Source organism: Streptomyces daliensis, assembly GCF_054782395.1.
In genome coordinates this window covers 50,468-62,219 of the sequence record NZ_BAAGSO010000029.1, presented here as the reverse complement: position 1 = coordinate 62,219, position 11,752 = coordinate 50,468, and the positions used below count along the sequence as shown (strand labels likewise).

The following is an 11,752-nucleotide window of genomic DNA, read 5'->3' as shown; positions in this document are numbered from 1 at the left end:
GGAGGGGGCCGGGCGTCGCTGACCGTCGCTGACCATCCGCTTCACGCGGGTTCCCGACGCGCTGCCCAGGTGTCAGGGTGTACGTATGAGCGATCTCCTCGTCCGCTTGCGCGAAGGGCTGCCGGAGGATGCGGTGCTGACCGACCCCGACGTGGTCGGCGCCTACTCCCACGACATGGCCAGCTTCTGCGAGGCGGGGGTCCCCGCCGCCGTCGTCATGCCCAGGACCGTCGAGCAGGTCCAGCACGTCATGCGCACCGCGACCGAGCTGCGGGTGCCGGTCGTGCCGCAGGGCGCCCGCACGGGTCTTTCGGGCGCGGCGAACGCGAGCGAAGGCTGCGTCGTGCTGTCCCTGGTCAGGATGGACCGCATCCTGGAGATCAATCCCGTGGACCGCGTCGCCGTGGTGGAGCCGGGCGTCGTCAACGCCGCGCTGTCCCGCGCCGTCAACGAACACGGCCTCTACTACCCGCCGGACCCCTCCAGTTGGGAGGAGTGCACGATCGGCGGCAACATCGGTACCGCGTCCGGCGGACTGTGCTGCGTGAAGTACGGGGTCACCGCCGAGTACGTACTCGGGCTCGACGTCGTCCTCGCCGACGGCCGTCTCTTCTCGACGGGCCGCCGCACCGCCAAGGGCGTCGCCGGATACGACCTGACCAGGCTCTTCGTCGGATCCGAAGGCAGCCTCGGCATCGTCGTGAAGGCCACGCTCGCGCTCAAGCCGGAGCCGCCGAAGCAGCTCGCGCTGGCCGCCGAGTTCCCCTCGGCCGCAGCCGCCTGCGACGCGGTCTGCCGGATCATGGAGAGCGGCCACGTCCCCTCGCTGCTCGAACTCATGGACCGCACCACGCTGCGTGCGGTCAACGCGCTGACGCACATGGGGCTCCCCGAGAGCACCGAGGCACTGCTCCTCGCCGCCTTCGACACCCCGGACCCCGGCGCCGACCTCGCGGCCGTGGGCGAGCTGTGCGCTGCGGCGGGCGCGAGCGAGGTGGTGCCCGCCGAGGACCACGCCGAGTCGGAGCTGCTGCTCCAGGCCCGCCGCAAGGCGCTCGTCGCGCTGGAGGCGGTGACGGGGACGACGATGATCGACGACGTGTGCGTACCGCGCTCGCGCCTCGCCGACCTGCTGGCCGGCACCGCCGCCATCGCGGAGAAGCACGACCTCACCATCGGCGTCTGCGCCCACGCGGGCGACGGCAACACCCACCCCACCGTCTGCTTCGACCCGAACGACGAGGACGAGTCGCGTCGGGCCCGCGAGTCCTTCGACGAGATCATGGGCCTGGGTCTGGAACTGGGCGGCACGATCACGGGCGAGCACGGCGTGGGCGTGCTCAAGAAGGAGTGGCTCGCGCGTGAACTCGGGCCCGTGGGCGTCGAGTTGCAGCGCGGCATCAAGCAGGTCTTCGACCCGCTGGGCCTGCTGAACCCGGGCAAACTGTTCTGACGTCGCGGGCGCCTCTGACGCCTCCGACGTCGCGGCCCCGCACGGTCACCGCTCCGGCGCGGGTTCCGGTTCTGGCTCCGGCTCCAGTGGCTGGAGCAGCCTGCGCGGGCGCAGCAGCGCGCGGCTGACGGGGTCCTCCGGCGTCGGGTCCAGGGCCGGTCCTGGCCGCATCTCGATGTCCCTCGGCGGTACGAGCCCGCCGCACGCCGCGCAGTTGCCGCCCGCGTCCAGCGGGGAGCCGCACGCGGTGTGCCGGAACTCGCGGTGCGGCCCCCGGCCCTCCGCGAAGTACCGCTCGCCCCAGGTGGCCAGCGCGTAGACCGCGGGCCACAGCCGCTCGCCCATCTCGGTGAGCACGTACTCGTCGCGGGGCGGCGACTCCTGATAGCGCACCTTGTCGAGCACGCCCGCCTCCGTCAGCGCGCGCAGCCGCGTGGAGAGCACGGCGCGCGGGGCTCCGAGCCGGACGAGGAAGTCGCTGTAGCGGCGCACGCCGTAGAAGGCGTCCCGGACGACGAGCAGCGTCCAGCGCTCACCGACCAGCTCCAGGGCGCGCGCGATGGAGCAGTGCTGCGCGGCGTAGTCCTTCCCCAGTGCCATGCGGGGAGTCTAACAGCGAGGGTTCAATGAGCGAACTACTAGGTTCGGTGACTGAACTGACGCTGCTAGGGTGCTCGCCATGACAGTGAGTTCATTCACCGAACCTAGCTCGCTCCCGGCTCCGGACGAGGTCAGGCCCACGGGCCTCCCGGGCGCGCCCCGGCACGCGTCCCCGCACACGGGCAGCGCCACCCTCGCCGTCACCGTCGCGGCGACCTTCCTCGTGCTGCTGAACTACAACGCGCCCATGACCGTGCTCCCCGCCATGGCCGCCTCGCTCGGCACCGGCGTCTCCGGGCAGGCGTGGCTGCTCAGCGGCATCGCGCTCGGACTGTCCGCGCTGCTGCTCGTCGCGGGCAGCCTCGCCGACGACTACGGGCGCAAGCGGGTCTTCGTCACCGGCGTGCTCACTCTCGCCCTGACCACCGCGCTCGCCGCCGTCACTACCGGCACCCTCGCCTACACCCTCGCCCGTGTCGCGCAGGGCGCGGCCAGCGCCGCCGTCCTGGCCAGCAGCCTCGGGCTCCTCGCGCACGCCTTCCCCGCCGGTCCGGGACGCGTCCGCGCGACCACGCTGTGGGGCGCCTCGATCAGCGGCGGCATAGCCGTCGGGCCGCTGGTCTCGAGCGCGCTGGAGCCGCTGAGCTGGCGCGCCTGCTACGTCCTCTACGCCCTGGCCGCGCTCGCCCTCGGCACCGTCGCCGCCCGCGGGCTCCAGGAATCGCGGGCGCCGCGTGCAGGGCGCCCCGACCTCCTCGGCGCGGTCACCCTGGGCCTCGCGCTCTCCGCGCTCTTCGCCGCGCTGACCATAGGGCGCGACGGCTGGCTGCGCGCGCCCGTCGCCGTGCTGCTGGGCGCTGCCCTCGTCCTGGGCGCCGCCTTCGTCCTGACCGAGCGGCGCAGCGCGGCGCCCATGCTCGACCTCGGCCTCTTCCGCCGCCCCCTGTTCCTCGCCGCGACGGCGGGCGCGCTGTTCACCGGGCTCGCGGTGATCGGGTTCTTCAGCTACCTGCCGACGGTCCTCCAGATCACCCTCGGCCTCTCGCCGCTCGGCACCGCGTGGCTCGTCGCGCTGTGGTCCGGGGCCGCGCTCGCCGCGTCGATGCTGACGGGGCGCCTCGCGACCCGGCTCGGCGCACGGCACCAGCTCGCCCTGGGGTTCCTGTTCTCCGCCGCCGGGCTGGCCGCGCTCGTGGGGGCCGTGGACGAGTCCTGGGTACGGCTGCTGCCGGGGCTCGTCGTCAACGGCGTCGGCAGCGGGCTGCTCAACGCCGCGCTGCCACGGCTCGCCGTCGAGAGCGTCCCCGCCGAACGCGCGGCCATGGGTTCGGGCGCCAACCAGACGGCCCGCTACATCGGTTCGACGACGGGCGTCGCGCTCACCGTCGCGCTCGCCACGGCGCACGGGGGCGGCGACCCGGCGAAGGCCCTGGCGCACGGCACCGACGCCGCGCTGCTCGTCGCGGCCGGACTCGCGCTGGCCGGGGCGCTCGCCGCGCTCGTCCTGCGGGAACGCGCGGCCTGAGGCCTGAGGCCTGCGGGCTCATGGGTCGTGGGGGTGGCCGCGGGCCGTCGGGCGCGGGTCGCGGCGACTGTTCCGGTCCCGGTCGCGGTCGCGGTCACAGGTTCGGGAGGTGCGGAGGGTGAAGCCCGTCACGCGGTCCGACGGGATGCCGGTCTTCTCCAGGAGGGTGACCAGCTCCCGCTGGAACTGCGGGGTGCACAGCTCCTGTTCCTCCGGGGTCAGCTCGATGTCGACGTACTGATTGTGCTGCGCGAAGGCCCTGTTGAGCCCCGCCATGACCTTGAGGAACAGGGCGAAGGAGTCGGGGTCGAGGCGCTCGGCGAGTTCCGCGATGTGCCTGCCCACGCGGAACTGGATCTCGGCCGTCGTCTCCGCGTCACGCTCCGGCCTCTCTGGCCGCTCCGGTCGCACCCGGGGTGCCGGGTCCCCGCCCGTCGCTTCCATCTCTTCCGCCTCATTCGCTGCTTCCCCCGCTTCTGCCACTTCCGCCTCTTTGCGGGCTTCGTCCTCTGGCATGGCCGAAATAGTGACGGAATTTCGCTTGCGGCGCCCCCCATACATAGAACTTTCAAACGGAGGGTCGGAAGGCGGAGGAGGGAGCGAAGAGAGTGCGGGGACAGGCGAGGCGGATGGGACGGAGCGCGGCCGGGCGGTGTGCGCGACCGCGCCCGTACGACCGCCGGATGCGGCGTCGGTGACCTCCACCTCTCAGGCCCCGGCCTCTCCGGCGCCGGACTCGTCGGACGGCCATGGATCGCGGAGGTAGAGGTCGTCGCTCGGTGTCGGGGTGAGCAGGTCGCGCAACTCCTCGTCGATGCCCAGCGACTCGTGCTCACTCCCGGGAGGGACCGCGCGCAGCGTCCTTTCCAGCCATGCGGAGACGGCCGCCGCCGGTGCCTCCAGCAGCGCGTCCCCGTCGGGCGAGGAGAGGGCGAGGCAGATCACGCTGCGCGAGTCCACCTTGGTGGGCCACACGCGCACATCGCCCTGCCCGCAGGGCCGGAAGACGCCCTCGACCAGCAGCTCGCGCGCGAAGGTCCAGTGGACGGGGGAGGCGGAGCCGATGTGGAAGGCGATGTGGACGGCGTACGGGTCGTCGGCGCGGTACGTGAGGCGGGCGGGGACCGGGATGCTGCGCTCAGGGGAGAGCACCAGCTTCAGTTCCAGCTCGCGTTCGACAACGGTGTGCATGTGCTGCGCCCTTTCGTGGTCGCTCGTGCCCGCCCGGGTGGGCGTGCACCGGTGAGAGAGCGCAGGCCGTACTTCATTACACGACTTCGCGGACTTCTTTTTCCCGGAAGAGCGGATGCGCCCATTCGGGGCGGGCAAGCGGTCGGCCCCTTCTGGTAGATGTGGACCCTGCGCTTCGTGGGCCGTGGCTCGATACGCGGTACGCGGGGCGGTAGAGGCGGTACACGTACACGCCACAAGCGAAATAACGGTCGAACAGATACGGGACCCGGACATCATGAGTGCGCCACCCTCAGGATCTGCCAGCGGCAGCCCCCAGGCCGGCTTCTATCCCGACCCGTCCATTCCGGGATACATCCGCTACTGGAACGGTTCCGCATGGGTGCCGGGCACCAGCCGCCCCGAGCCACGCGAGGGCGACCCGATGCCGGTCCCTCCCGCCGCCGGTCCCGGCGCGCCGGGACCCGCGCCGACGCCGCCCACGGCGGCCGAGCCCGCGCCCGCCGAGGAGACGGGGCCCGTCTTCCTCGACGAGGGCCAGGGGCAGGGGTCAGGGCAGGGGCCGGAGGGGCGTGACCGCTCGGCGCTGCCCGAGGTGCGGCCCAGCGGTGAGGTCGCCCCCGTGGACGGGACCGTCGACTGGGACGACCCGTCCCGCCTGCACGGCCAGCGCCCCGAGCCCGCCTCGGCCTGGGGCGCGGACGCCGCGCGGCAGCAGGGCTTCGCAGGCCAGAGCGACGACCGCGTCTCCTGGGGCCAGCACGGCGAGGAGGGCGGCCAGGGCGGCCAGGGCGGCCAGGGGAGCGGTGCCGGAGCCGGTGCCGGTACGGCCGACCCGCGCGGCGGCTGGGGCCGCCCCGCCGAGGCGGGCAGGGCCGACGAGGGCACGCCCGCCGCCTCGTCCCCCGCGACGGGGGGAGGCCAGGGGCAGCCGCCGCGCGAGGGCACCTTCCAGATGCGGGCCCTGAGCCCCGAGCAGCTCAAGCGCCAGGCCAGCGAGGCGAGTTCGGCATCGGGTTCGGGTTCGGGTCCGGCGTCGGGCGGCGACGCGCAGGTGCCGCAGCACACGGTGGGCCTGCGCCGCTCGGAGGTCCTCAAGGCCGGCCGTGAGGCGGCGCAGGCACGGCAGGCCCAGGAGCCAGGCGCCACGGGCCAGGGTCCCGCACCGGCGGCCAACCCCCACATCCCCGCGCAGGGCGCGAGCGGAAACGCTCCGTCTGCCCCGTCGGCCCAGTCCGCGCAGGCACCGGCCCCGCAGCCGGGCGTGCCCGCGCAGCAGACGCCGCCCGCGCAGGGCGGGCCCCAGGCCCAGTCCATGGAGATCCCGTCGGCGCAGCACGCCCCGCCCGCGCAGAGCCAGCCGCTCCAGGTCCCGCCCCCGTCGCAGATGCCGCCCCCGCAGGTGCCCCCGCAACAGGCACCGCAGCCGTCACAGCAACAGGCACCGCAGCAGGCTCAGCAACAGCAGCCGCCGCAGTCGTGGGCGCAGCAGGTCCACGATCTGGCCGCGCACTCGGCGGGCCCCGGCGGCCCCCAGCCGGGCGGGCTCCCGGCGCAGCCGCAGAGCGGCGGCCCCGAAGCGGTCACGCCCTGGCGCCCGCCGGTCTCGGACCCGTTCCTCCAGGCCGCGCAGCAGCAGGCCCGCCCCGCCGGACTCGGCAAGCGCTTCGGCGCCCGGCTCGTGGACGGCGTCCTCACCGCCGCCGTGGCGGCCGGTGTCGTCTTCCCGTTCGTCGGGAAGACGACGGACCACATCCAGGGGAAGATCGACGCCGTCCGGCAGTCGGGGGAGACCAAGGAGGTCTGGCTGATCGACGGGACGACCGGCGGCTATCTCGCCATCGTCCTCGGCGCCCTGCTCGTCTTCGGGCTGCTCTACGAAGTGCTGCCGACCAGCCGTTGGGGCCGCACCCTGGGCAAGAAGCTGTTCGGGCTCAAGGTGCTGGACCTCGAGGGCCAGGACAAGCCCGGGTTCCGCGCCGCGCTGGTGCGCTGGCTGGTGTACGGGGTGCTGTCGCTCGTCGTCGTCGGTGTCGTCAACATCATGTGGTGCCTCTTCGACCGGCCCTGGCGCCAGTGCTGGCACGACAAGGCGGCGCGCACCTTCGTCTCCCGCGACTCCGGAGGGGTCAGGCTGTGACGGTGAGGGCCCCGGCCCCGGCCGGTTCCGGTGTGACGGGCTGACGGGCCCCGCGCCGTCTGCGTCAGACGGACCAGGCCCGTACCTCTAACGGCACGCGCCGGATGCGCGGGGGCCCCGCGCGCGGTCCACTCGGGCCATGAGCACGGAGCAGCCTGAGAACGATCCCTTCGGGAAGCCGGGGCAGTCCGGTCAGCCGGAGCAGCGGCCAGATCCGTACGGGCAGGGCCCGCCACCGCCACCCTCGGGAACCGGCTCGCCCTACGACAGCGCGCCCCCGCCCCCGCCGGGCGGGGGCGGTCCGTACGGTGGCCAGGGGTACGGGGACCCGTACGGCGCGAACCCCTACGGGGGGCCGGCCGGCGCCGCCGACCCGCTCGCCGGGATGCCGCCGCTCGCCTCCCGGGGCAAGCGGCTGCTGGCGCGGATCATCGACGCGCTGGTCGTCGGAATCCCGGTGGCCATCGTCATGGGCTTCGCGCAGAACGGCTACGACGCGGCGGACACCGGTCGTACGTACTCGCAACAGGCCGTCTACACCCTCGTCTACCTGATCTACGAGGGCATCATGCTGACCCAGTCCGGCCAGACGGTGGGCAAGAAGCTCGTGAAGATCCGGGTGGCGGTGCTCTCCAACGGCGCGGTGCCGCAGGGGACTCCGGGCTGGTTCCGTGCGGCCCTCTACTCGCTGCCCGCGCTCGTGCCCTGTCTGGGATCGCTGTTCTGGCTCGTCAACGTGCTGTTCTGCACCTGGGACAAGCCGTACCAGCAGTGCGTGCACGACAAGGCGGCGAAGACGGTCGTCGTCGCCACCGAGTAGGCGGCATCACCACCGCATAGGCGTCGTCGCCACCGCGTAGGCGGGACGGCCGTCCCCAGGGGGGTCTGGCCGCCCCTGGGGACTCGGCGGCTCAGTCCCAGGCGGAGGACCGAGCGCCGCCCGTGCCCGTCCCCGCTCCTGCTCCCGCCTTGGCGGGGACGGGAGCGGCCGGGTAGGCCGCGTGCGCCGAGGAGGGCGCCGCGCCACCCCGCGCGGTGACGCGCGACCCGGCGGACGCACCCGCGCCACGGGCGCGCCTGGCCGTATGGAGCAGGGGAGCCGTGGCCGCGGCGAGCAGCCCGAGCGCGAACGAGGACAGGGCGATCACCACAGCTCCGGTACCCGACCGGGTTCCCGAGAGCAGCAGCATGGCGAAGGCCGAGCAGACGACAGTGCCCGAACCGTAGGCGAGAGCGAAGGCGAGCTGTGCGGGAGCCGGACGCGGCATGGCGTTATCCGTCCTCGAAATTCTGGATGGGGGATGCGCGGGCCGATCGGCCCGCGAGTCGATCGACCCGGTACAAAAGGTGCGCCGTCGAACGACCCTACGATGCCGAATGCCCGAGCGGACACCACGGTAAGCGTGACCTAACCCACGCCGCAGTTGCACAGGGGGCGCACAGTCGCACGGCGTCCCTCCTGTCCCAACAGGCGGACAGGCGCGGTCACTTCTGTGCATCACTCGCATCGGGGTCTGTCTTTTCCCCACACGCTGCTGTCGAATACCTCTGTCACAACATGGCATTCGCAGGGGAGGGCACCACAGAGGTGAACGGCAGACGGAGATCCAAGAGATCGAGAACGGCCGCTCTGGCCACGGCGGTGGCGGCGCTCGGCGCCACCGTGCTGCTGTCCGCGGCAGGCGCACAGGCCCAGCCGCAGGCGGAGACAGGCACAGCCGCGAAGGCGGACAAGGCGAACAAGGCGGGGAAGGACACCGGCGACAATCTCGACGGACCCTTCAGCGCCAAGCAGCGCGACCAGCGCCAGGCGGCGCTGGAGAAGGTGGCGGCCGGTGAGGCGAAGACCTTCAGCCGGGGGGGCTCGGAGGTCATGAAGCTCGACGACGACAAATACGTCGAGCTGGGGCGCGAGAAGACCGACAAGATCTTCACGATCCTCGTCGAGTTCGGGGACAAGATCGACGACAAGTACGGCGGCACTCCGGGCCCCGTCCACAACACGATCCCCGAACCCGACCGCGCGAACGACAACTCCACGTACTGGCAGAAGGACTTCAACCGCGAGCACTTCGAGGACCTCTACTTCTCGGACGCGACCGAGGACTCGGTCAAGAGCTACTACGAGAAGCAGTCCTCGGGCCGCTACTCCGTCGACGGCGCCGTCTCCGACTGGGTGAAGGTCGACTACAACGAGGCGCGCTACGGGTCCAACCACTGCGGCGACACCAACTGCCCCAACGTGTGGGACGCGGTGCGCGACGGCGTCAACAAGTGGGTCGCGGACCAGAAGGCGGCGGGCCGCACCGACGAGGAGATCAAGAAGGCGCTGGCCGAGTACGACCTCTGGGACCGGTACGACTACGACCAGGACGGCGACTTCAACGAGCCGGACGGCTACATCGACCACTTCCAGTTCGTGCACGCGGGCGAGGACGAGTCGGCGGGCGGCGGCGCACAGGGCACCGACGCCATCTGGGCGCACCGCTGGTACGCCTACGGCACGGACGTCGGCCGCACGGGCCCCGAGCAGAACAAGGCGGGCGGCACCCAGATCGGTGACACCGGCATCTGGGTCGGCGACTACACGGCGCAGCCGGAGAACGGCGGACTGGGCGTCTTCGTCCACGAGTACGGCCACGACCTGGGCCTGCCGGACCACTACGACACCACGGGCACCGGCGAGAACTCGGTCGGCTTCTGGTCGATCATGTCCGTGGGCTCCTGGCTCAACAAGGGCAAGGACGCCATCGGCGACTCCGCCGGGGACATGAACGCCTGGGACAAGCTCCAGCTCGGCTGGCTCGACTACGACAGGGCGAAGGCGGCCACGCGCTCGAAGCACACGCTGGGCACGCACTCGTACCAGACGAAGAACAAGCAGGCCGTGGTCGTCGAACTCCCCGAGAAGGACGTCACGACCACGATCACCAAGCCCGCCGAGGGCACCAAGCAGTGGTGGAGCGGCAGCGGCGACGACCTGCGCAACACCCTCTCCCGGCCCGTCGACCTGACGGGCAAGTCCAGCGCCTCCCTGGACTTCAAGGGGTGGTGGGACATCGAGGAGAACTACGACTACCTCTACACCGAGGTCTCCGAGGACGGCGGCCAGAACTGGCGGCCGCTCGACGGCACGGCCGACGGAAAGCCGATCCCGAGGGACGGCGGAGGGCAGCCCGCGCTGCACGGCGTCTCGGGCCAGTACCGCGATCTCTCCTTCCCGCTCGACGACTTCGCAGGGAAGAAGATTGATGTTCGCTTCCGTTATCTGACGGACAGTGGAGTGGCCCAGAAGGGCTTCACGGCCGACGCGATCCGGGTGACAGCGGACGGCGCCCCGGTGTTCGAGGACGGGGCCGAGGGCGACGGCGGCAACGGGTGGCAGGCGAACGGCTTCTCGCGCATCGGCGAGTCGTTCACCAAGAGCTACCCGCAGTTCTACATCGCGGAGAACCGCAACCACGCCTCGTATGACAAGGCCCTCAACTACGGCCCGTACAACTTTGGTTGGCCCTCCACACGGCCCGACTGGGTGGAGCGGTACGCGTACCAGAAGGGCCTGCTCGTCTGGCTCTGGGACACCTCCCAGCAGGACAACAACGTGGGCGTCCACCCCGGCGAGGGGCTGATCCTGCCGGTCGACGCGCACGCCAAGCCCGAGAAATGGGCGGACGGCGCGGTGATGCGGAACCGCATCCAGTCGTACGACTCGCCCTTCAGCCGGTACCCGACAAAGGGGATGACTCTCCACAAGGGCGGCAAAGCGGCAAAGGTGAAGGCCAAGTTGCCCGTTCCGGTCTTCGACGACCGGAAGGGGACGTACTGGTACGCCGGCAACCCGACCGGAGGGGTGAAGGTGCCGGACACCAACACCAGCATCAAGATCGCGAACCAGCCGCTCTCCGGTAAGACGATCACCGTCCAGGTGGGTCCCTCAAGAAATTAATTTGCATCGTTGCAGGTCAAAACATGATCGGCCGTTGCCCCCCTGGCGGGCAGCGGCCGATCGCGTTTAGATGCGTCTTGAGGGCCTCGTCCGGGGCCCTGTCGAAGAAGTCTCGCGGGGGAGATGTTGATCATGGCTAGAGGCGGATACGCCCAGCTTCCCGACGGGAGCGTGATCGTCGCGCTCTCGCTGCCCGACCCGTGCCCGAGGGCAGGCAGGGGCCCTGACCAGGCCCCTGCGGCGACGCCAGAGCGGCGCGAGAGGTCCGTGCGGCGGCGCTGGTCCGCGCACACCGATGAGGCGCACACGGTGCGTGCGGCGAGCGCGGGCGGTGGTGACGAGCCGCGCGTCCGCGTCCTCGTCCACGCTCTGAACCGGTCCAGGGCCCTGACCAGGCTCCGGAACCTCGGGCTGCGCGCGGTCTATCTCAACGGCAACGCGGACCCGCCCACGGCCGACGAGATCACGGCGGTCCTCCACCACCCGGAGGGCCTCGTCTGGCGCACCACGCCCGACGACGACCGCGAATCCTGGCACCCCATAGCCTCCCTCCTCCGCGCGTAACCCCTCCGCGGGGTACGGCTCCCTTCGCGGGGTGCGGAATGAAACGAAGGGTTCCCCCTTCACCGGGTCGCGCCCCTTCACGGGGTACAAGGTGAAGCCTTCCCGGGGTGCGCCTCTCCTCGCAGGGGTGCGCCTTCCCTGGGTGCCCCTTTGGGGGTTCGTTCGCGGCTGCGGGCCGGTGGGTGGGTTGTGCCCACCCGTTCCGCCATGCGGAACGCTTGCCCACAACAGTGGGGTGAGCCGTCGCCGTCAGCTCCCCCGCCAGGGGCGGAGCCCCTCCGGTACGGCGCCGGTGCACAGCGTGGGAACAAGCGGAGGGGGCACCGGCCTGCT

The 11,752-nt window shown here is 71.8% G+C and carries 10 protein-coding genes; 6 read left to right on the top strand and 4 right to left on the bottom strand.

Annotated elements, in window-relative coordinates; genetic code table 11:
* Window positions 1-85: 85 nt before the first annotated feature.
* Window positions 86-1,453, top strand: a complete 1,368-nt coding sequence (locus tag ACYVOO_RS06700; protein ID WP_453348840.1) for an FAD-binding oxidoreductase — start codon at window positions 86-88, stop codon at window positions 1,451-1,453.
* Between the two features lie 45 nt (window positions 1,454-1,498).
* Here ACYVOO_RS06700 and ACYVOO_RS06695 read toward each other — a convergent pair whose 3' ends face one another.
* Window positions 1,499-2,053: a winged helix-turn-helix transcriptional regulator gene (locus ACYVOO_RS06695; RefSeq protein WP_461014698.1), complete on the bottom strand. Its 555-nt coding sequence runs from the start codon at window positions 2,051-2,053 to the stop codon at window positions 1,499-1,501.
* A gap of 79 nt (window positions 2,054-2,132) precedes the next feature.
* Between ACYVOO_RS06695 and ACYVOO_RS06690 the strand changes: the two genes are divergently transcribed.
* The gene (locus ACYVOO_RS06690) at window positions 2,133-3,578 is read left to right on the top strand and encodes an MFS transporter (RefSeq protein ID WP_461014697.1); all 1,446 of its coding nucleotides are present in this window, start codon (window positions 2,133-2,135) and stop codon (window positions 3,576-3,578) included.
* A gap of 18 nt (window positions 3,579-3,596) precedes the next feature.
* Here the strand turns inward: ACYVOO_RS06690 and ACYVOO_RS06685 are convergent, their stop codons facing one another.
* Both ACYVOO_RS06685 and ACYVOO_RS06680 read right to left on the bottom strand, forming a co-directional pair.
* Window positions 3,597-4,094 (bottom strand): hypothetical protein, encoded by a 498-nt coding sequence (locus ACYVOO_RS06685; RefSeq protein WP_461014696.1) that lies wholly within the window; start codon window positions 4,092-4,094, stop codon window positions 3,597-3,599.
* Between the two features lie 192 nt (window positions 4,095-4,286).
* Window positions 4,287-4,769, bottom strand: coding sequence for an SsgA family sporulation/cell division regulator (locus ACYVOO_RS06680; RefSeq protein ID WP_461014695.1), 483 nt, complete (start codon window positions 4,767-4,769; stop codon window positions 4,287-4,289).
* 277 nt (window positions 4,770-5,046) lie between these two features.
* Here ACYVOO_RS06680 and ACYVOO_RS06675 point away from each other — a divergent pair, with 277 nt between their 5' ends.
* Both ACYVOO_RS06675 and ACYVOO_RS06670 read left to right on the top strand, forming a co-directional pair.
* Entirely contained in the window at window positions 5,047-6,909 is a 1,863-nt protein-coding gene (locus ACYVOO_RS06675) for an RDD family protein (protein WP_461014694.1), read from the top strand.
* A 139-nt stretch (window positions 6,910-7,048) separates the two neighbouring features.
* The gene (locus ACYVOO_RS06670) at window positions 7,049-7,729 is read left to right on the top strand and encodes an RDD family protein (RefSeq protein WP_461014693.1); all 681 of its coding nucleotides are present in this window, start codon (window positions 7,049-7,051) and stop codon (window positions 7,727-7,729) included.
* 91 nt (window positions 7,730-7,820) lie between these two features.
* On the opposite strand, the gene ACYVOO_RS06665 is transcribed toward ACYVOO_RS06670, so the two are convergent.
* Complete coding sequence (locus ACYVOO_RS06665; protein ID WP_453348833.1) at window positions 7,821-8,177, bottom strand: hypothetical protein; 357 nt, start codon at window positions 8,175-8,177, stop codon at window positions 7,821-7,823.
* Window positions 8,178-8,467: 290 nt separating this feature from the next.
* Between ACYVOO_RS06665 and ACYVOO_RS06660 the strand changes: the two genes are divergently transcribed.
* A complete protein-coding gene (locus ACYVOO_RS06660) occupies window positions 8,468-10,855 on the top strand; it encodes an immune inhibitor A domain-containing protein (RefSeq protein WP_461014692.1) in 2,388 nt (795 codons plus the stop codon).
* A 309-nt stretch (window positions 10,856-11,164) separates the two neighbouring features.
* A complete protein-coding gene (locus tag ACYVOO_RS06655) occupies window positions 11,165-11,419 on the top strand; it encodes a hypothetical protein (protein WP_453348870.1) in 255 nt (84 codons plus the stop codon).
* Window positions 11,420-11,752: the final 333 nt, after the last annotated feature.